Genomic DNA, 18,390 nt, shown 5'->3' with positions numbered 1-18,390 from the left:
ATGACGACATCGTCCGCCGAGAAGCGGGTCGTGGTGGAAGCCACGCCCGCCGCCCTCGCCACCCGTGTGGCCGACCGATTCCTCACGCGGGTGCGCGCGCGCACCCGCAACGGTCGGATCGCACACATCGCCCTCACCGGCGGTTCGATGGGTGGAGCGGTGCTGCGTGCGGCGTCCGAGCACCCGCGGGCGACGGAGATCGACTGGTCACTCGTGCATTTCTGGTGGGGTGACGAGAGGTTCGTGCCGCGCGACGACGTCGACCGCAACTCGCTGCAGTCACGACAGGCCCTCCTCGACCACATCCCGGTGCCCGTCGAGAACGTGCATGAGGTCGCGGGGCCAGACAGCGGTCTGACATTGGACGAATCCGCGGCGGCCTACGCCGCCGAACTCGCGCGGTTCGGCACCGAGGAGCATGCCTGGCCTTCGTTCGCCGTGTGCTTCCTCGGCGTCGGTCCCGACGGCCACATCGCGTCGCTCTTCCCCGATCGGGAAGAGGTCACGGTGACGGATGCGGCCGTCCTCGCCGTCCGCGACTCACCGAAGCCGCCGCCCGAGCGCGTCACGCTGACCCGCCCCGTGCTCAACTCGTCGAAGCGCGTGTGGCTCGTGCTGACGGGTGCGGACAAGGCATCAGCCCTGGGGCTCGCTCTCGCGGGAGCGAGCTACACGAGCGTGCCCGCTGCCGGGGCCAAGGGGCGCAAGCGCACGGTGTTCTTCGTGGACGAGGCTGCGGCCGCCGAGGTGTCGGTCGACCTGATCGATCAGGCGTACTGAGTCCGTATCGCCACGGGCGACCGGCACACCTCCACGGACGAGCGGAGCGGCGCTAGGGCCGGTCAGCGGAGCCGTCGTACGGCGGCGGAGTCTCCGGGCTCACCGACCCGCTCGAGCGCTCAGGCGCAGCCGTGGAGGAGGAACTCGATGATGCTGCGCCCTCCGTCCCGCCCTGCCCAGCTCCGCCCGGGGTGCTGCCGCGTTGGATGCCCAAGTCCTGGCTGTCGCTGAGCACCTGAGGATGGTAGCGGGCCAGGCCGACCACACCCCACACGGCGATGGCTCCGGCGACCGCGAAGATCACGAGCACCCACCACGGTGCCGCAGCGGCCTCGCCCAGCACGACCATGCCGATGAGCACCGCGACGAGAGGGTCGACGACCGTGAGCCCGGCGATCACGAGGTCGGGTGGACCTGAGCTGTACGCCGTCTGCACGAAGTACGCACCGACCGCGGCTGCCGAGACGAGCGCGAGCACGCAGATGCCGGTGATCCACTCGAACTGACCGGCTTCGATGCGCTTGATGACCACCTTCGCGAGCGTGGCGACGAATCCGTAGAGGATGCCGGCGCCGATCACGTAGAAGAGCGCGCGCATGCGATGGCGCAGGATGAGCCAGCACGCGCCGAGCACGATGATCACGACCAGGATGAGCGCCAGGATCACGAACAGCTCGCGATCGGTGACGTCCTGCTCGGTCGCGTAGATCGCCGCGAAGAAGACGAAGAGGAAGATGCCGCCCACACAGGCCACGATCGCGGTGAGCGACTGCTTGGTGGGCGTATGACCGGAGACGCGGGCGTTGAGCAGAGTAGTGATGACGAGCGCAATGGCGCCCAGCGGCTGCACCACGATGAGCGGCGCCTTCACGAGCGCGGCGAGCTGGCAGATCACGGCGAGCCCGAGCATGAGTGTGCCGATGAGCCATGATGGGCGGGTGAGAAGCCGTTTGAGCTGATCGAAGCTCAAGCCCGACGCGCCGTTGGCACCGCTGAGACGCTCGACCTTCTCGACCCCGCGGTGCTGGTACTGCGCTCCGAGCGACATGAAGACGGCACCGGCGAGAGCGAGGGGGATTCCGAGCAGAAGGCCCGGGTTCTGGAAGGCGCCGACGAGCTGATCGCCGACATCCTCGACCGCGTTCATCCATACCCCGGCATTCACAGTACGACCCTACCTGCCGACTGCCGCCGACTAGGGTTGTGACGTGGCTGTACTTCCGATTCGCATCATGGGCGACCCCGTCCTGCACTCCCCTGCTTCCCCCGTAGACGAGATCACGGAGGACATCCGCACCCTCGTGGCCGACATGTTCGAGACGATGGACACGGCGCCTGGAGTCGGCCTCGCCGCTCCGCAGGTGGGCGTTCCCCTGCGGATCTACACCTACGCGTACGTCGATGACGACGACCAGCCCTGGCGTGGCGTTCTCATCAACCCCGTGCTCTGGATGGTGCCCCTCGAGCCCGGCGATCCGGACCCCGACCTCGAGTCCGAAGGCTGCCTCTCCTTCCCGGGCGAGCGGTTCCCGCTGCGGCGGTCGGAGCGGGTCCGCGTGACGGCGACCGACCTGGAAGGCCAGCCGGTCTCGATCGACGTCGACGGCTGGCGCGCACGCATCATGCAGCATGAGTTCGATCATCTCGACGGCATCCTCTACGTCGATCGCCTCTCCGACGGCGACTGGAAGACAGCCCAGAAGGTCGCCCGCAAGCGCGGTTGGGGCCGCCCGGGATCGAGCTGGATGCCCGGCGTCGACGACCTCGAAGGCTGAACCGCTCTCAGCCGAACCACAGGCTCCTCGAAGTTGCATCACAGACTCGCGAACGGCTAGCGTGTTCGCGGCGGGGGCTTTTCGCATGCCTCCACATCACGCTTCGGAGGGGAACCAATCATGATGAAGATGCGCACGCGACGCGCTCTGATGCTCGCAGGATCCGCAGTGGCACTCTCAGTCGCCCTGAGCGGCTGCAGTGCTCTCAACAGCCTTCTCGGCAGCGGCTCCGGCGACGCCAACCGCGATGAGGAGACCGGCCAGGTCACGGAGAGCGCGAACGTCGGCGTCTTCTCGGTGAAGCTGGGCGACTGCATGCTCGACACCGGCTCCGGCATGCTCACGGACGCCAACGTCCTCCCGTGCACCGACCCGCACGACCAGGAGGTGTACTACGAGATCACCATGCCCGACGGCGAGTTCTCCGACTCCGACGTCGACGCGGCGACGCAGGAGTGCATCGGCGATGCCTACACGACCTTCGTCGGTGTGGCCTACCAGGACTCGGCCCTCGACGTCACCACGCTCGTTCCCACCAAGGACTCCTGGGAGCAGAACAACGACCGCGTGATCCAGTGCATCATCTTCGATCCGGCCGGACAGACCACCGGATCGCTGGCCGGCGCCGCACGCTGACCGACAGCCATCAAGGAGGGTCTCGCCAATCGGCGGGGCCCTCCTTCGTGCACGCGCGCATCAGTCGTCAGAGGCACGTATCGCAAGCCAGGCGGCCACCCGATCATCGGGATCGGCGAATGACAGCCCGATCAGGTCTTCGATCCGTCGGATGCGCGCTGCCAGAGTCTGCCGGTGGATCCGCAACCGCGTGGCGCTCTCGCCCCAGGCGCCGTTCGTGGCGAGGAACACGCGCAGGGTCTCGATGAGCTCGGTCCGCTGCTCGACGGCCCTCAGCGGATCGAGAAGCCGCGCGATCCTCTGCGTCTGGTCCGCATCCAACTGCCCGAGCACGAACGACACCGTCGGGATCGACGCATAGCGGACGACGCGCTCCCCTCCCGCGCGAGCCGTCTCGCAGGCTTGACGGGCTTCATCGACACTGCGGGCGAGCGCATCCGTCGTGGCGGGCCGACCGAGCCCGAGATAGAGCGTCGAGGCGAAGGACCGCGCCCGATGCGCGATCTCCTCCGCATGTTCCTCGCGCACGACGCCGCGGATCAGACCACGCTGCGCGGCGAAGACATGCTCCGCCCCGAGCTCATCCAGCCACAGCGCCAGCAGATGCTCCACGTCCACGCCACTGGTGCGCGAGGTCAGGACGAATCCCACCAGGCTTCGTTCGTGCACGCCCCAGCGACGCAGGAGACGCGTCGCCTCCTCCCCTCCCTCGAGCACGGTCTCCAGCATCATGGATCGGCCGAGACGCTCGAGGTGGCTGCTGTCCCGCGTGCGCATCAGAAGATCGAGCAGTGCCGCGGCCTGCGAGCTGAGCTCCCTCCCCCGACCCGAGCTGTCGTTGCGGGGTGCGGTGACGAGTTGGGCGGTGATGTCCTGCCCCGGGCCGACCGGATGCACCTGGAGCGCGCGATGGCGCACGCGAACCGGGCGCCCCACGGCGACCGCCACGGCGTCGTCGATGTGCAGGCTTCCCGCTCCCGCCGTCGTGATCACCTCCCCGTGGCGGTCGAGGAGCACCGCCCATCCATCGATCCGATGCGCGAGCTCGGCGATGACCCCCGTGATGCCGCTGCGGCGTGCGGCCAGGGTCAGCACCCGCATCGCCGAAGTGATCGCTCGGGCCTCGGCTGCCTGGTCGACAGCGAGCAGGGCCGTCAGCATCGGCGTCAGCAGCTCGCGCGACGTTCCTGCCCCGACGATCGCCGTGATGCCTCCGTCCTCGAGCAGACGTCGGACAGAGGGCGTGTCCGCATCCGTCACGACGACCACGTCCCGGAGCAGGGCGACCCGCTCCGCATCGTCGGCGAGCCGGTCCAGTTGCCAAGCGTCGACGGTGACGAGAGTGGTGAAGAGACTGTCGGTCGGGGCGCCGAACACTTCGAGCGCGACGATGGAATTCACATGTCGCGAACTCGGAACGCGCCCGTGCAGCAGCTCCCCTTGGAGGTATCGCGCCACGGAGGCGACATCACGAGCCACCTCCTGATCATACAAAGTGTGAACACGTGCTCTGCAATCCACATATTTGTCGGATGCCTGCGGTCCCGCACTCTCCTAGCATCGTCGGCAGCCCCCTCCACCCGAAGGATGTCATGAAAGCTGTTGTCTTCCGCGATCCGCAGTCCCCGATCGAGTTCGTCGACGTCGACCTCGCCCCGCCGCGTGCAGGTGAGGTTCGAGTACGCATCGCCGCTGCCGGCGTGTGCCACTCCGACCTCCACGTCAAGCGCGGTGAATGGGATGCGGCCGCTCCCCTGGTCATGGGACACGAGGGTTCCGGTGTCGTGACCGAACTCGGTGAAGGTGTCACCACACTGGCCGTCGGCGATCACGTCGTCCTGAGCTGGGTGCCCCCGTGCGGAGAGTGCCGCTACTGTCGCGCCGGCCACGAGGCCCGCTGCCAGAAGGTCGCGACCGTGGTCGCTCCCCTCGGCGTGCTGTTCGATGGCACCTCGCGCCTCAGCCTCGACGGCGAACCGCTGCACCACTATCTCGGAGTCTCCTCGTTCGCGGAGGAGGTCGTCGTTCCCGCCTCGGGGGCCGTCAAGGTCCGTGACGATGCGCCGCTCGATGTCATCGCCGTCGTCGGCTGCGCGGTGGCCACGGGCGTCGGCGCCGTTCTCAACACGGCGGCGGTCGAGCCAGGTTCCACCGTCGTCGTGATCGGCTGCGGCGGCGTCGGCCTCAATGTCGTGCAGGGCGCGCGCCTGGCCGGCGCCGAACGCATCATCGCGATCGACGTGCGTCCGGAGAAGACGCAGATGGCGCTGCAGTTCGGCGCGACGGATCGCATCGATGCCTCGCTGGGCGACCCCGTCGCCCAGCTGCGCGAACTCATCCTGGACGGCGTGGACTACGCGTTCGACGCGATCGGCCGCACATCGACGACCGAGCAGTCGATCCAGATGCTCGGCCTCGGCGGTGCCGCCGTGATCGTCGGCCTCCCTCCCACGGGTGCCCGTGCCTCGTTCGAACCCCTCGTCCTCGCCGAGGCCGACCAGCGCATCCTGGGATCCAACTACGGCTCCGTGCGTCCCTCGATCGATGTCCCGGCGCTGGTGGACCGCTACATGGACGGCCAGCTCAAGATCGATCCGCTCATCTCCGGTCGACGCCCGCTCGCCGAGGCCGCTGCGGCGCTCGACGATCTCGAGACCGGCTCCGCGCTCCGCACGCTTCTCATCCCCTGACCGCACGCCACCCGCAGCCTTCACCCCATCCCCGGAAACCCGAATCCAGGAGAACCATGTCAGACACCGTCGTCGCCCCACCCGGCACGCCCACCGATGCCGGTCTTCGCACCGGCGTCATGAGCGGACCGGAACTCGCCGCCCAGGCCATCGCGAACATCGCCCCCAGCGCCGTCATCGCGTTCACCGCTGCGGCCATCTTCCTCGGTGCCGGCAACGGCACCATCTACGCCTTCGCACTCGCGACCATCGTCATCCTGTGCGTCGGCTACTGCGTTGTCGTGTTCGCCCGCAAGCACGCCTCTGCGGGATCGCTCTACACCTATGTCTCCAAGGGGCTCGGTCCGTTCGGCGCATTCCTCGCCGGCGTCACACTGCTGATCGGCTGCTTCGGCATCGCTGCGGCTTCGCTCAGCGGCTCCGTCAGCTACATGGCGCAGTTCCTCACCATGCTGGGCCTCCCCGCCCAGGGCCTCGGGTGGGACATCGGCCTCGCCGTCGTCCTCGGCGGCCTGGCGACGCTGTTCACGATCCGCGGGATCCGCCTGTCCGCCCGGGTCTCGCTCGTGCTGGAGCTCGTCTCGGTGGGAATCATCCTCGTTCTCCTGGTCGCCGCGCTCGTGTGGGCCGGCCCCGCCGCGTGGGACCCCGCGCAGGTGCTCGCTTCCGGATCGTCGTTCCAGGGGGTCGCGTCCGGCATGGTCCTCGGCATCCTCGGTTTCGTCGGCTTCTCCTCCGCCGACGCGCTCGGTCGCGAGGCCAAGGAGCCGTACAAGGCCATCCCCCGCGCGATCATGTGGAGCGCCCTCGGTGTGGGGGTGCTGTACGTGTTCGCCGCCTACACCCAGATCACGGTACTCGGTGACGACCTCGCCACCTCGTCCAGTCCCCTGGAGAGCATGTCCGCACTGATCGGGATGCCCGGCTGGTTCGCGGCCGTGCTCACGTTCGGTGTCTCCGCGTCGTTCTTCGCCGTGGTCGTCGCTCCGCTCAACGTGATCGGTCGCATCGTGTACGTGATGGGCAAGGAGGGCGTCGTCGCCGAACGATTCGGACGCACCCACGAGCAGCATCTGACGCCTCACCGCGTCCTGATCATCGCCGGCGCTGCAGCCGTGGCAGTGGACATCGTGCTGCTGCTCTCGGGCGCGGCGACCGGCGAGATCCTCGTCTGGGTGAACACCTGGGGCACCTACGGCTACATGGTCGCCTACGCACTCGTCGCGATCGCCTGTGTCGTCTACACGCAGCGCGCGAAGATGCGCAATGGACTCGTGAGGGTCTGCGCGACGGTCGCCGTCGTCACCATGGCCTACGTCTTCTTCGCGAACGTCTGGCCGGTACCGGTCTTCCCCTACAACGTGATCCCCTACGTGTTCCTCGTGACGGTCGCCCTGGCCCTCACCCGGTACGCCTACCTGGCCCGCCGTCGGCCCGACGTCATCGCCCGCATCGGCAACACCGAGACGAGCGCGATGGAGGGCGTCGGCTGATCCGACCTCCTCGGACGAGAAGAGCCCCTTCCGATGAAGGGGCTCTTCTCGTCCCTCGGCTGATCGACGTCGGCTCTTCGACGGTGCCTGCTCGACGGTGCCTGCTCGACGGTGCCTGCTCGACGGTGCCTGCTCGACGGTGCCTGCTCGACGGTGCCCGCTCGGTGCACGGGAAAACGAGAGAAGCCCCCTCCGTGGAGGGGGCTTCTCTCGTTGGCTCCCCGGCTTGGACTCGAACCAAGAACCTGCCGGTTAACAGCCGGCTGCTCTGCCAATTGAGCTACCGAGGAATGTGCACCGCTGAGCGGGCAACTCGACAAGCTTAGCAAACTCCCGGACCTGTTCACGACACCGGGGCGCCGTTCGCGGATGCCGGGCGTGTCGGGGTCAGTGGCGCGAATCCGACTCCGCGTTCGGCACCCACAGCAGGTCCTTGCCCACGCCGCGCGCGACGACATGTCCGTTGCGGAGCATGAGCGTCTCGGCGTTCAGCTCGCGGATGAAGTCGGCGTCATTGGTGACGAGGAGAGCCGCCATCGACTGCTCCTTGCGACGACGGGTGATCGCATCGAACACGACCGGCCGCACCTCGAGGTCGAGATTCGCGAGCACCTCGTCGGCGATGAGCACCTTCGGCTCCAGGACGAACGACCGCGCGATCGCCACGCGCTGACGCATGCCCGCACTGAGCTCGTAGGGGAACTTCGCGGCTGTTCCGAGAGGAAGGTGCAGCTCGTCGAGCAGAGTGGCGACGCGGATCGAGAGCGCCTTCGTGTTCACCCGCCGCTCGCGCATGAGGATGGGCTCCGCGATCACCTCGTTCACGGTGAGTCGCGGCGGCAGATCAGCGCCGGCGCCCTGCGGTACGAATCCGGTGCGGTAGGTGAGGATCCGATGCTTGCGACCCGGGCGACGCACATCCACCCCGCACACCTCGGCGCGCCCGCCGACGACCTTGACCGAGGGATCGGTGGAACCGGCGAGAGCGGCGACCAATGTCGATTTGCCCGAACCCGTGGGGCCCGCGACGCAGATGAGTCCGCCCGGGGCAAGGGAGAAGGTGACGCCGTCGACTGCCCGAGTCGGGATCCCGTGGCCGATGCGGTCGATCACCAGATCGGAGCAATCGATCGCGTTCGTGGATACGGGCCTGCGGGACATGACTCCATCCTGCCCTCTGGGCGATGCCGGTACGCGTTACGACTCGGCGAAGCGCTGACGCTCTGCGTCGATGTCGCGCAGACGCATCCGCAGCGCGCGACCACCGTCGGAATCGGCGGGCACGCGCTGCACCGCACCGAGGAGCTCCTGCTTCTCGTGCTCGAGCTGGCGGAGCACGAGCCTGCGGGCGAGGTCGGCCACGGTGGCGACGGCCCGCTCTTCCGTCCGCTCCGGGAACGGCGTCATCAGCAGCTCCCCCGCGAGCGAGCGGTAGGGCTCGCGGACGCCGTTCACGGCCTCGGTCACCCAGCCGGCCCTGGTGCGGTCGGGAGCCGCGGCGACGGCCTCGCGCACGGCATCCAGTGCCGGGGTGCGGAACGGCGCCTCCAGAGCCCTGTTGAGGAGGGCCTGATCAACCTGATGCCCGTACTGCAGGGCTCCCATCAGCGCATCGCGTTCGACCGCGACGTCGGGGCTGCGGGGCAGGGTCGCGAGAGTGACCGGAGCGACGAGGGGAGCGCCGGTCACCGAGTCGATCTGCGGAGCCTCCCGACGCACCTGATGCGGTGCAGGTCCCCCACGAGCCGCGCGTTCGACTTCACTGCGCACCTCGGTGGGATCCATCCCGAGCCGACGCGCCAGCACACGCTCGTATCCCGGCCGGAGGAGCTGGTCACGGATCTCGGCCACGATCGGAGCGGCGGCCCGCAGAGCCCCGACCCGACCCTCGACCGTCGAGAGGTCGAAGCCACTCAGCTTGCGGTCGATCGCGAACTCGAACATCGGCTGCTTCGCGTCCATCAGTCCGCGAACCGCGGCGTCTCCGCGCTGAAGACGCAGATCGCACGGGTCGAGGCCGTCGGGCGCGACGGCGACGAAGGTCTGCGCGTTGAAACGGTCGTCCTCCGTGAAGGCACGCAGCGCGGCCTTCTGCCCCGCCTCGTCACCGTCGAACGTGAAGACGACCTCACCGGATGCGTTGTCGTCACCCATCACCCGGCGCAGCACCTTGATGTGATCGGTGCCGAAGGCCGTGCCACATGTCGCGATCGCCGTCGTGAGACCGGCGAGGTGACAGGCCATCACGTCGGTGTATCCCTCGACCACGACCACACGGCGAGGGTCGCCGCGAGCGATGTCGCGCTTGGCGAGGTCGAGTCCGTACAGCACCTGCGCCTTCTTGTAGATGGGCGTCTCCGGGGTGTTCAGGTACTTGGGTCCCTGGTCGTCGTCGAAGAGCTTGCGCGCGCCGAATCCGATGGTCTGCCCCGAGACATCCCGGATCGGCCACACCAGACGCCCGCGGAAGCGGTCGTAGACCCCGCGCTGCCCCGTGGAGACGAGACCCGCATTGCTCAGCTCCTCACGGGTGAACCCCTGTGCGGTCAGCGCCTTGAGCATCCCGTCCCAGCCGCGCGGAGCGAAGCCGACTCCGAAATGCGCCGCAGCTCCGGCGTCGAATCCTCTCTCACCGAGAAAGCGCCGTCCTGCCTCCGCATCGGGGGTGAGCAGCTGCGCACGGAAGAACTCCGCCGCCGCGGTGTTCGCCGCGTACAGCCGGCTGCGGCCGCTCGTCTCGGGGGCTGCTCCCCCGTCTTCATAGTGCAGTGTGTACCCGATACGCCCGGCGAGACGCTCGACCGCTTCCGTGAAGCTGACGTGATCCATCTCCCGCAGGAAGGAGTAGACGTCCCCCGACTCCCCGCATCCGAAGCAGTGGTAGTACCCCACCTGCTGGCGCACATGGAAGCTCGGGCTCTTCTCATCGTGGAAAGGACACAGCCCCTTGAGCGACCCGACACCCGCCGACTTGAGAGCGACACGCTCCCCGATGATGTCGGCGATGTTCGTACGCGCCTTCACCTCATCGACATCGGCCTGCCGGATCCGCGGCATCAGTGCGCCCTTTCGGCGACGGGCAGCCGCTCGGCGTGCGCCTGGGCTCCAGGGCGGGCGTGACGGGGAGTCCAGATCCCGACCTCGGCCGGATCGATCTCGCCGACGAGGCGGTTGTGCCAGTCGATCGCGCTCTGGTCGGTGAGGCTCGCGATCTGGTCCACCACGACTCTGGCGCGTTCGGCGTCGTTCTCCGCCGCGACGAAGTCCGCGGCGAACGCGGGCTCGAGCACATCGGACCCGGCGGACCACAGCGCGTCGGTCGACCAGAGGGCGTCGGCGAGTCTCTTCAGCACCCGCCGCTGCTCCTTGTAGACGCCCTTGCGGGCTTCGATCGTGACGATCGCCTGCCCCATGATGCCCTTGAGCACGGCGATCTCGACCTCGATCACTCGCGGGACGACGACATGGGCGTTGTAGCGGACGAGTGCTGTCGTGCCGTAGGCCTCCGTGGTCGCGGAGACCGAGGCTCGGGCGAAGCGTCCGATCAGATCGCTCGTGAGGTTCTTGAGACGGGCCAGTGCCTGGCGAGAGCGGTCGAAGGACGAGAGCCACATCGGCTGCGACGCGAGGCGGTAGAGCGCATCGGCGAGTTCATCGCGAGTGAAGTCGTATCCCACCCACTGCTGGATCCGTCCGACGAGAGCGTCGTGCTGACGGGGATCGGCGAGCTGAGCGACGTCGACATAGCCGTTCACGATGGCGTCCTCGAAGTCGTGGACCGAGTACGCGATATCGTCGGAGAGATCCATGATCTCGGCTTCGATGCAGCGGAGACGCCCCGGCGCCCCTTCGCGCATCCAACGGAAGACAGCCTCGTCCTCGGGGTACACCCCGAACTTCAGCCGACCACCCGGGTCCGGCACCGGACTGTCGACCGTCCACGGGTACTTGCACGTGGCGTCGAGGCTGGCACGGGTCAGATTCAACCCCACGGAACGGTCGTCGTCGTCGAGGACCTTCGCCTCCAGCCGCGAGAGGATGCGCAGGGACTGGGCGTTCCCCTCGAAGCCCCCGATGGGCTCTGCCCACTCGTTGAGAGCTCGTTCGCCGTTGTGACCGAAGGGAGGATGCCCCAGGTCGTGGCTCAGGCACGCCGTGTCGACGACATCCGCCGAGACGCCGAGGGCGACAGCGAGCTCGCGCCCGACCTGAGCCACCTCGAGGGAATGCGTCAGCCGGTTGCGGGCGAAATCCGCGGTGCTGGCGGGACTGAGCACCTGCGTCTTCGCGGCGAGTCGGCGCAGCGCGGCGGAGTGCAGAACACGGGCACGATCGCGAGCGAAATCGTTGCGCTCGGAACGATGGGTTTCGGCGAAGAAGCGTTCGGCGTCTCGCGCGTCGTAGCCGTCGGCGCGCAGGCCTGCCTTGGGGTCAACCGCCACTGTTCTCGATCTCCGCTCCACGCATCATCTCCGAGGTGTCGGATGCGATCTCCCGCGACTCCAACCACTTCTCCGGCAGGGCGGTGCGCTTCGGGTGTCCCGCTCGACCGCGCTGCCCCTCGGCGTCCGCACCGGGATAGGGCGCCGTGTGATCGAGCCGGCCGAGGAGGTCGTCGATCTCGGCGAGGCTGGATGCCGTGGCGAGTCCGGTGCGGATGTCGCCCCCGACCGGGTAGCCCTTGAAGTACCAGGACACGTGCTTGCGGATATCCCGGCACCCGCGGTCCTCATCCTCGAAGAACTCGACCAGCAGCTCGGCGTGGCGACGGAAGGCGTTCGCGACGAAGCCGAGTGTCGCATCGACGGTCTTCCCCTCCCCACCGAAGGCCGTGGCCAGCTCGCCGAACAGCCACGGGCGTCCGAGGCAGCCACGCCCGACCACGACACCGTCGCAGTCGGTCTGCGCCATCATGCGCACGGCGTCGTCGGCCGACCAGATGTCGCCGTTGCCGAGCACCGGGATGCTCGTGACCGCCTGCTTCAGCTCGCCGATCGCGTTCCAGTCCGCGAACCCCGAGTAGAACTCGCCAGCGGTCCTGGCGTGCAGCGCGACCGCGGCCGCCCCTGCATCTTCAGCCGCTCGCCCGGCATCGAGGAAGGTGAGGTGGTCTTTATCGATGCCCTTGCGCATCTTCACCGTGAGCGGGATGTCGCCTGCGGCTTTCACCGCCTGGTCGACGATGTCGGCGAACAGCTTCGACTTCCACGGCAGCGCCGCTCCCCCGCCGCGGCGCGTGACCTTCGGCACCGGGCACCCGAAGTTGAGGTCGATGTGGTCGGCGTGGTCCTCGGCGACGATGATGCGGACGGCCTCGGCGATGGTCTTCGGGTCGACGCCGTACAGCTGGATGGACCGCGGCGTCTCCGACTCGTGGTGGCGGATCAGTCGCATGGTGGTCTCGTTGCGCTCGACGAGAGCGCGCGAGGTGATCATCTCGCTGACGTACAGCCCGGCGCCGTACTCACGACACAGTCGCCGGAAGGCGGTGTTGGTGATCCCCGCCATGGGTGCGAGGACGACCGGCACGTCGAGATCGATCGGACCGATGCGAAGGGGGCGGGCAGGTGCGGTGGCGAGAGTCATGTCCCCTCTATTCTCCCAGACGCGGAGCCCACGGGGATGCGGCGATCTAAGCTGTGAATATGACCGAATCCGCGCTCCGCACGATCCCGTTCACCGACGCGAAGGGCGAGGAGAAGACGCTCGACGATCTCGGTGCCGACGTGGTGCTGGTCGTGAACGTCGCCTCCAAGTGCGGCCTGACGCCGCAGTACGAGCAGCTCGAGGAGCTGCAGCGTCTGTACGGCGACCGCGGGTTCACGGTCGTCGGCTTCCCGTGCAACCAGTTCTTCGGCCAGGAGCCCGGCTCGGTGGACGACATCCTCGAGTTCTGCTCGACGACGTACGGCGTCACGTTCCCGGTCAACGACAAGGTCAAGGTGAACGGCAAGAACGCCGCGGAGCTCTACAAGGCACTCAAGGAGACCCCGGACGCCGGCGGAAAAGCCGGACGGGTCGAGTGGAACTTCGAGAAGTTCCTCGTGCTGCCGGATGGGGACGTCCTGCGCTTCCGCCCGAAGCAGAAGCCGGACGCCCCCGAGATCGTCAGCGCCATCGAAGCCGCGCTGACCCGCTAGATCGAGCCGAGCGGTCGGACCGGCGCCGAACGGTCAGACGGCTGCCGTCTCCGTCTCGGCTTCTCCGCGCTTCGACCAGAGGTCGCGGAGGACGTTCTCGAACGCCGCCGGTGGCTGCGCCCCGCTGATGCCGTACTGGCCGTCGACGACGAAGAACGGCACACCCTGGATGCCGTAGGCGCGGGCCTGGGCCTGATCCTGACGAACCGCCGGCAGGTACTGCTCGCTCTCGAGCGCCGCGCGAGCGCGATCTGCGTCGAGGCCGACCTCGGTCGCGAGCTCGACCAGGTCGTCGATACGGCCGACGTGCTTGCCTTCGGTGAAGTAGGCGGACATGAGCCGCTCCTCCAGCTCGTGCTGCAGGCCCTCGGCCTTCGCGAAATGCAGCAGCTCATGAGCCTTGACCGTGTTGGTGTGCTGCAGCAGGTCGAAGCGGTACTCGAGTCCCGCGTTCGCGGCGACACCGGTCACATTCGACAGCATCTGCTCGACCTGCTCGCGCGGCATTCCCTTGTGCCCGGCGAGGAAGTCGATCTCGTCGCCGTCGAAGTCGACGGGGGTGTCGGGCGAGAGCTCGAAGGAGTGGAAGGTGATGTTGACCTGCGGTGCGTCCTCGTCGGCGGCGACCGCTTCGAGACCCTTCTCGAGGTTGCGCTTGCCGATGTAGCACCAGGGGCAGGCGATGTCGGACCAGATGTCGATGGAGATGGGTTCAGTCACACTCTCATGCAACCGCATGCGCCTATGAGCTATTCCGAGGCAGCCACAGCTCGCGGGTAGGCTTCTCGGATGCTCTCCGCCGACGACCCGCTGCCGCTCCGGCCGGAGCGGGTTCTGGTGGCGGGCGTCTCCGGCTCGGGGAAGACGACCCTGTCGCGGCGTATCGGCACGATGTGGAGCCTGCGCCACGTCGAGATCGACGGTCTGTTCCACGGACCGAACTGGACTCCTCGCCCCGAGTTCCTCGACGACGTGCGCGCCTTCGCGTCCGACGACCGTTGGGTCACCGAGTGGCAGTACACGAGCAAGGGCACGGATGCGATCCTCACGCCGCGCGCGCAGCTCGCCGTCTGGCTGGACTATCCCCACCGCGTCGTGCGCGCCCGTCTGATCCGGCGCACGCTCGCCCGCGGCATCCTGCGACTCGAGCTCTGGAACGGGAACCGCGAGAAGGGACCGTGGAACCTGCTGAACCGCGATCCCGAGGAGAACATCCTCGCGTGGCAGACGGCGACGCTCCACAAATGGAGCGAGCGGTTTCCGGCCCTGCAGGAACACTTCCCCCACCTCGTCGTCGTGAGGCTGCGCCATCCGCGGGAAGCCGAGAGGTGGCTCCGGGCTCAGGCCGAGGCCTCCGGCGTGTCGATCGCGCCGCCGAAACGACGATCGCGCGACAGGTAGATACCGATGGCGCGCCACAGCTCCTCACGCGAGAAATCGGGCCAGAGGGTGTCGAGGAACACCATCTCGGCGTAGGCCGACTCCCACAACAGGAAGTTCGAGGTGCGTTGCTCCCCCGAGCTGCGCAGGAACAGGTCGACGTCCGGCATGTCGGGCACATACAGGTTCCGGCGGATCATCTTCTCGGTGATCGCCTTCGGCTTCACCCGCCCGGCGGCGACATCCTCGGCGATCGCCCGCATCGCATCGACGAGCTCCACCCTGCCGCCGTAGTTCACACACATGGTGAGGGTGAGCACGTCGTTGCCACGAGTGAGCTGCTCGGCGTGCTGGAGCTCCTTGATGACGCTTCCCCACAGACGCGGCTTGCGTCCGGCCCAGCGGATCCGCACGCCCCATTCGTTGAGCTGATCACGGCGTCGGTGCAGCACGTCGCGGTTGTATCCCATCAGGAAGCGGACCTCCTCGGGAGAGCGCGCCCAGTTCTCGGTCGAGAACGCGTACACGGAGAGATGCTTCACCCCGGCCTGGATCGCGCCGGCGACCACATCGAGAAGCACCTCCTCCCCTGCCTTGTGACCTTCGATCCGGTTGAGACCCCGGCGGTTGGCCCAGCGGCCGTTGCCGTCCATGACGATCGCCACGTGCTCCGGCACGGCCCGGAACGCAGGGGGATGCACGCCGGTCCAGTCCAGCGGGCGATAGGCCACGGCGTCCTTGTGCGTATACGGCTTCGGGCTCACCGTTCTCCTTCCGAAGGGATGTCGGACACGTGGGCGAGGGAGCGGATCCCGCGTTCCAGATGCCATTGAGCGTAGGCGGAGACCAGGCCGGACGCAGCGGCCGTGTCGGCGGGCGAAGACCCGTCGATGACGTCCCACTCGCCGGCGATCAGCGCCCGGAGCAGCGCCAGGGTCTTCTCGGCGACGCGGGGGCTCCCGGCAGGGGCGCAGTTCTGGCAGACCAGTCCGCCCAGCTGCGCGACGAACCGGGAGTGCGGACCCGGAGTGCCGCAGCGCGCGCATTCGTCGAGGGAGGGCGCCCATCCGGAGAGGGACATCACCCGCAGCAGATACGAGTCGAGGATGCTGCGGGCGACATGCTCTCCGCGGGACAGCGCACGCAGCCCGCCGACGAGGAGCAGGTACTGGTCGGGCGTCGCCTCCGAGTCGCTCAGGCGATCGGCCGTCTCGACCATCGCGTTGGCCGCCGTGAACCGGTCGTAGTGCGCGGCGATGTCCGTTCCGTAGGAACCGAGCGACTCGGCCTGCTGCACGATGTCGAGCGAGCGGCCTTGATACAGCTGCACGTCGGCGACCATGAACGGCTCGAGTCTGGCCCCGAACTTCGACGAGGTCCGGCGCACGCCCTTCGCGACCGCGCGAACCTTGCCATGACGCCGCGAGAGCATGATGACGATGCGATCCGCCTCACCGAGCTTGTGGGTGCGCAGGATCACCGCTTCGTCTCGATAGGTGGGCACCCTCCGATTATCCTCCGTGCGCGAGAATGGAGGCGTGACCGAACCGCTCTTCACCATTCCGCTGTGGGCGGACCTCCTCGGCGTCGGCCTCGGTGGCGTCCAGGGCGCGATGTTCGCATCGGGGTTCCAGGGGCAGCGTCGACTCGACTGGCTCGGCGTCTCGATCATCGGCATCATGATCGGGATGGGTGGCGGTCTCATCCGCGACATCCTGCTGGGACAGACGCCCGCCACCCTGCAGAATCAGTGGTATCTGGTCACCGCCGGCGGGGCGGCCCTGCTCGGCATGCTGCTCGCGGGCCTCTTCACCCGGCTGAACACCGTGATCGTGGTCCTCGATGCCGTGGTGATCGGCATGTTCGGCGCCTTCGGGACGAGCAAGGCCCTCGCATTCGGGATCCCCGAAGTCCCGGCGGTCTTCATCGGCGTCTGCGCCGCGGTCGGTGGCAGCGTGCTCCGCGACATGCTCATGGGGCTTCCGACCGCGATCATGCACGTCGGTTCGCTCTACGCGGTCGCCGCGGGGGCAGGATGCACCTTCATCGTGATCGCCGTCGCCCTCGGAATGCCGATCACTCTCGCGGCGGTCATCGGCATCGCCGTCACCGCCGTCATCCGGGTCCTCGCCGTCACGTTCGACGTCTCCCTGCCCGAGCAGCGGCGCATCTACCGCCGCAAGGTGGCCGCAGAGACCGGCGCGATCGCGATCGTCAAGCCCAGCGCCGACCTCTGAGAACCAGCACGACACGCTCTCAGCGCGGCGAGGAATCCGAGACGATGCCGGCGAGCCCGTCGATCACCCGTGCCACACCGAAGTCCCATGCGACGTCGGCGTCGTAGGGGCCGTCCATCGCTTCGCCGGCTGCTTGACCGACCGCCTGAGCAAGGGGGAAGTCCGCGCCGAGATATCCCGTCACGCGCGGCGCGGCGTCGGCCCAGAACGGCCCGAAGCGCTCCCGCTCTGCACTCCCGCGCATTCTCGCCGCCGTCGCCCTCACGAAGTCGAGGACGAAGGACAACGCCGCGTCACGCTCGACAGCAGACAGTCCGGCGTCATCGAATGCCCGCAACTCGCGGTCGTACTTCGCTATCGTTCCCGGACCCACGACGACTCGAGCATCATCGACGTCCAGCAACCACGCATGGGCGCGGAACAGGGCGAGATTCTCATCGGCCACGCGACGCACGCGGGCTCGCCACCCCGCTCCGTCCGCCGGCGACGTCGCCATCCTCGCGTGCGCCTCGTCGACCATCAGGACGAGCAGGTCCGCCCGACTGTTGACGTGCGTGTAGACGGACATCGCCGTGAGGTCGAGCGACTGCGCCAGCGCACGGATCGTCATCGCCTCGGCCCCACCGGCGTCCGCGAGTTCGATCGCCCCGGAGACCACGGCGTCGACGGATACGCGAGAACGCGGCCCGCGATGCCCGTCCGCTCGCTCGGACGCGTCCTTGCGCCAGAGCAGGTCCACGAGATTCTTGGCCATTTCGGAATACCCTCCCGCGTCGACGACTTAACTCTATACGTTGTACGTAGTTTATGACAGGAGAACTGTGAACATCACTCAGACCGCCATCTCGCTCAACGTTCCCGACGTCGCCGCCTCGGCGTCCTTCGCCAAGACCCACTTCGGCTTCGAGGAGGCGATGTCCGCCGAGGGATTCGTCTCCCTGCAGCACCCGGACTCGCCACCGAACATCATCTTCCTCGAGACCGGACTGAGCACGTTCCGCCCGCAGGAGATCTCCGGCTCCGCAGGGGAAGGCACCCTGGTCGTGTTCGTCGTCGACGACATCGACCGGGAGTTCGCGCGCATCTCCGACGCCGGAGCGCGGGTCATCACTCCCCCGGAGACCGAGCCGTGGGGTGAGCGCTACTGCCAGTTCGCCGATCCGAACGGTCTCGTCTGGCAGCTGGTGCAATGGGTCGCATAGCCCCCTGACCAGAGGTGCACACACAGACGACGGCGGCCGGGGTCCTCGGGGGATTCC

At 67.9% G+C, this 18,390-nt stretch carries 19 protein-coding genes and 1 tRNA gene; 9 read left to right on the top strand and 11 right to left on the bottom strand.

Features of this window, described 5'->3' with window-relative positions:
• Window positions 1-780 carry a 6-phosphogluconolactonase gene (pgl, locus tag MST3598_RS07725; RefSeq protein ID WP_029260233.1) on the top strand — a complete coding sequence of 260 codons (780 nt, stop codon included), beginning with the start codon at window positions 1-3 and terminating at the stop codon, window positions 778-780.
• Window positions 781-832: 52 nt separating this feature from the next.
• Here pgl and MST3598_RS07720 read toward each other — a convergent pair whose 3' ends face one another.
• Entirely contained in the window at window positions 833-1,927 is a 1,095-nt protein-coding gene (locus MST3598_RS07720; RefSeq protein WP_096359508.1) for a DMT family transporter, read from the bottom strand.
• Window positions 1,928-1,988: 61 nt separating this feature from the next.
• On the opposite strand from MST3598_RS07720, the gene def reads away from it, so the two are divergent.
• Window positions 1,989-2,555 (top strand): peptide deformylase, encoded by a 567-nt coding sequence (gene def, locus MST3598_RS07715; RefSeq protein ID WP_081860182.1) that lies wholly within the window; start codon window positions 1,989-1,991, stop codon window positions 2,553-2,555.
• A gap of 168 nt (window positions 2,556-2,723) precedes the next feature.
• Entirely contained in the window at window positions 2,724-3,191 is a 468-nt protein-coding gene (locus MST3598_RS07710) for a septum formation family protein (protein WP_231479813.1), read from the top strand.
• Between the two features lie 60 nt (window positions 3,192-3,251).
• Here MST3598_RS07710 and MST3598_RS07705 read toward each other — a convergent pair whose 3' ends face one another.
• Window positions 3,252-4,670, bottom strand: coding sequence for a PucR family transcriptional regulator (locus MST3598_RS07705; RefSeq protein ID WP_029260230.1), 1,419 nt, complete (start codon window positions 4,668-4,670; stop codon window positions 3,252-3,254).
• Window positions 4,671-4,783: 113 nt separating this feature from the next.
• Here MST3598_RS07705 and MST3598_RS07700 point away from each other — a divergent pair, with 113 nt between their 5' ends.
• Window positions 4,784-5,881 carry an alcohol dehydrogenase catalytic domain-containing protein gene (locus MST3598_RS07700; RefSeq protein ID WP_029260229.1) on the top strand — a complete coding sequence of 366 codons (1,098 nt, stop codon included), beginning with the start codon at window positions 4,784-4,786 and terminating at the stop codon, window positions 5,879-5,881.
• Between the two features lie 56 nt (window positions 5,882-5,937).
• The gene (locus MST3598_RS07695) at window positions 5,938-7,374 is read left to right on the top strand and encodes an APC family permease (RefSeq protein WP_029260228.1); all 1,437 of its coding nucleotides are present in this window, start codon (window positions 5,938-5,940) and stop codon (window positions 7,372-7,374) included.
• Window positions 7,375-7,588: 214 nt separating this feature from the next.
• Here the strand turns inward: MST3598_RS07695 and MST3598_RS07690 are convergent.
• From MST3598_RS07690 to dusB, 5 genes are all read right to left on the bottom strand, one after another.
• A tRNA-Asn gene (locus MST3598_RS07690) sits at window positions 7,589-7,664 on the bottom strand.
• A gap of 97 nt (window positions 7,665-7,761) precedes the next feature.
• Window positions 7,762-8,535 carry an ATP-binding cassette domain-containing protein gene (locus MST3598_RS07685; protein WP_029260227.1) on the bottom strand — a complete coding sequence of 258 codons (774 nt, stop codon included), beginning with the start codon at window positions 8,533-8,535 and terminating at the stop codon, window positions 7,762-7,764.
• A 36-nt stretch (window positions 8,536-8,571) separates the two neighbouring features.
• The gene (gene dnaG / locus MST3598_RS07680; protein WP_029260226.1) at window positions 8,572-10,431 is read right to left on the bottom strand and encodes a DNA primase; all 1,860 of its coding nucleotides are present in this window, start codon (window positions 10,429-10,431) and stop codon (window positions 8,572-8,574) included.
• Complete coding sequence (locus MST3598_RS07675) at window positions 10,431-11,816, bottom strand: deoxyguanosinetriphosphate triphosphohydrolase (RefSeq protein ID WP_096359506.1); 1,386 nt, start codon at window positions 11,814-11,816, stop codon at window positions 10,431-10,433. The genes dnaG and MST3598_RS07675 overlap by 1 nt, the downstream gene beginning before the upstream one ends.
• On the bottom strand, window positions 11,806-12,960 hold the full coding sequence (gene dusB / locus MST3598_RS07670; RefSeq protein WP_021198588.1) for a tRNA dihydrouridine synthase DusB: 1,155 nt from the start codon (window positions 12,958-12,960) through the stop codon (window positions 11,806-11,808). The genes MST3598_RS07675 and dusB overlap by 11 nt, the downstream gene beginning before the upstream one ends.
• Window positions 12,961-13,019: 59 nt before the next feature.
• Between dusB and MST3598_RS07665 the strand changes: the two genes are divergently transcribed.
• Entirely contained in the window at window positions 13,020-13,514 is a 495-nt protein-coding gene (locus tag MST3598_RS07665; RefSeq protein ID WP_021198587.1) for a glutathione peroxidase, read from the top strand.
• A gap of 33 nt (window positions 13,515-13,547) precedes the next feature.
• On the opposite strand, the gene MST3598_RS07660 is transcribed toward MST3598_RS07665, so the two are convergent.
• Window positions 13,548-14,234, bottom strand: a complete 687-nt coding sequence (locus MST3598_RS07660) for a DsbA family oxidoreductase (RefSeq protein WP_021198586.1) — start codon at window positions 14,232-14,234, stop codon at window positions 13,548-13,550.
• 69 nt (window positions 14,235-14,303) lie between these two features.
• On the opposite strand from MST3598_RS07660, the gene MST3598_RS07655 reads away from it, so the two are divergent.
• Window positions 14,304-14,915: a hypothetical protein gene (locus MST3598_RS07655; RefSeq protein ID WP_021198585.1), complete on the top strand. Its 612-nt coding sequence runs from the start codon at window positions 14,304-14,306 to the stop codon at window positions 14,913-14,915.
• Here the strand turns inward: MST3598_RS07655 and MST3598_RS07650 are convergent.
• Together MST3598_RS07650 and recO are read right to left on the bottom strand one after the other, a co-directional pair.
• On the bottom strand, window positions 14,855-15,658 hold the full coding sequence (locus MST3598_RS07650) for an isoprenyl transferase (RefSeq protein WP_021198584.1): 804 nt from the start codon (window positions 15,656-15,658) through the stop codon (window positions 14,855-14,857). The genes MST3598_RS07655 and MST3598_RS07650 overlap by 61 nt on opposite strands.
• Window positions 15,655-16,398, bottom strand: coding sequence for a DNA repair protein RecO (gene recO, locus MST3598_RS07645; protein ID WP_021198583.1), 744 nt, complete (start codon window positions 16,396-16,398; stop codon window positions 15,655-15,657). The genes MST3598_RS07650 and recO overlap by 4 nt, the downstream gene beginning before the upstream one ends.
• 34 nt (window positions 16,399-16,432) lie before the next feature.
• On the opposite strand from recO, the gene MST3598_RS07640 reads away from it, so the two are divergent.
• The gene (locus MST3598_RS07640; protein ID WP_021198582.1) at window positions 16,433-17,131 is read left to right on the top strand and encodes a trimeric intracellular cation channel family protein; all 699 of its coding nucleotides are present in this window, start codon (window positions 16,433-16,435) and stop codon (window positions 17,129-17,131) included.
• A 19-nt stretch (window positions 17,132-17,150) separates the two neighbouring features.
• Here MST3598_RS07640 and MST3598_RS07635 read toward each other — a convergent pair whose 3' ends face one another.
• Window positions 17,151-17,885 (bottom strand): TetR/AcrR family transcriptional regulator C-terminal domain-containing protein, encoded by a 735-nt coding sequence (locus MST3598_RS07635; RefSeq protein WP_029260224.1) that lies wholly within the window; start codon window positions 17,883-17,885, stop codon window positions 17,151-17,153.
• Between the two features lie 67 nt (window positions 17,886-17,952).
• Here MST3598_RS07635 and MST3598_RS07630 point away from each other — a divergent pair, with 67 nt between their 5' ends.
• Window positions 17,953-18,333, top strand: coding sequence for a VOC family protein (locus MST3598_RS07630; RefSeq protein ID WP_029260223.1), 381 nt, complete (start codon window positions 17,953-17,955; stop codon window positions 18,331-18,333).
• The last annotated feature ends 57 nt before the right edge of the window (window positions 18,334-18,390 follow it).

Source organism: Microbacterium sp. TPU 3598, assembly GCF_002356155.1.
Classification (GTDB): Bacteria; Actinomycetota; Actinomycetes; order Actinomycetales; family Microbacteriaceae; genus Microbacterium; species Microbacterium maritypicum_A.
This window is presented reverse-complemented; position numbering and strand designations above follow the sequence as displayed.

Excerpts from the sequence above, each read along its gene's own strand:
- pgl (WP_029260233.1), top strand. The coding sequence starts at position 1 with ATGACGACATCGTCCGCCGAGAAGCGGGTCGTGGTGGAAGCCACGCCC.
- MST3598_RS07720 (WP_096359508.1), bottom strand. The coding sequence starts at position 1,927 with ATGAACGCGGTCGAGGATGTCGGCGATCAGCTCGTCGGCGCCTTCCAG.
- MST3598_RS07700 (WP_029260229.1), top strand. The coding sequence starts at position 4,784 with ATGAAAGCTGTTGTCTTCCGCGATCCGCAGTCCCCGATCGAGTTCGTC.
- MST3598_RS07695 (WP_029260228.1), top strand. The coding sequence starts at position 5,938 with ATGTCAGACACCGTCGTCGCCCCACCCGGCACGCCCACCGATGCCGGT.
- MST3598_RS07685 (WP_029260227.1), bottom strand. The coding sequence starts at position 8,535 with ATGTCCCGCAGGCCCGTATCCACGAACGCGATCGATTGCTCCGATCTG.
- dnaG (WP_029260226.1), bottom strand. The coding sequence starts at position 10,431 with ATGCCGCGGATCCGGCAGGCCGATGTCGATGAGGTGAAGGCGCGTACG.
- dusB (WP_021198588.1), bottom strand. The coding sequence starts at position 12,960 with ATGACTCTCGCCACCGCACCTGCCCGCCCCCTTCGCATCGGTCCGATC.
- MST3598_RS07665 (WP_021198587.1), top strand. The coding sequence starts at position 13,020 with ATGACCGAATCCGCGCTCCGCACGATCCCGTTCACCGACGCGAAGGGC.
- MST3598_RS07655 (WP_021198585.1), top strand. The coding sequence starts at position 14,304 with ATGCTCTCCGCCGACGACCCGCTGCCGCTCCGGCCGGAGCGGGTTCTG.
- MST3598_RS07635 (WP_029260224.1), bottom strand. The coding sequence starts at position 17,885 with ATGGCCAAGAATCTCGTGGACCTGCTCTGGCGCAAGGACGCGTCCGAG.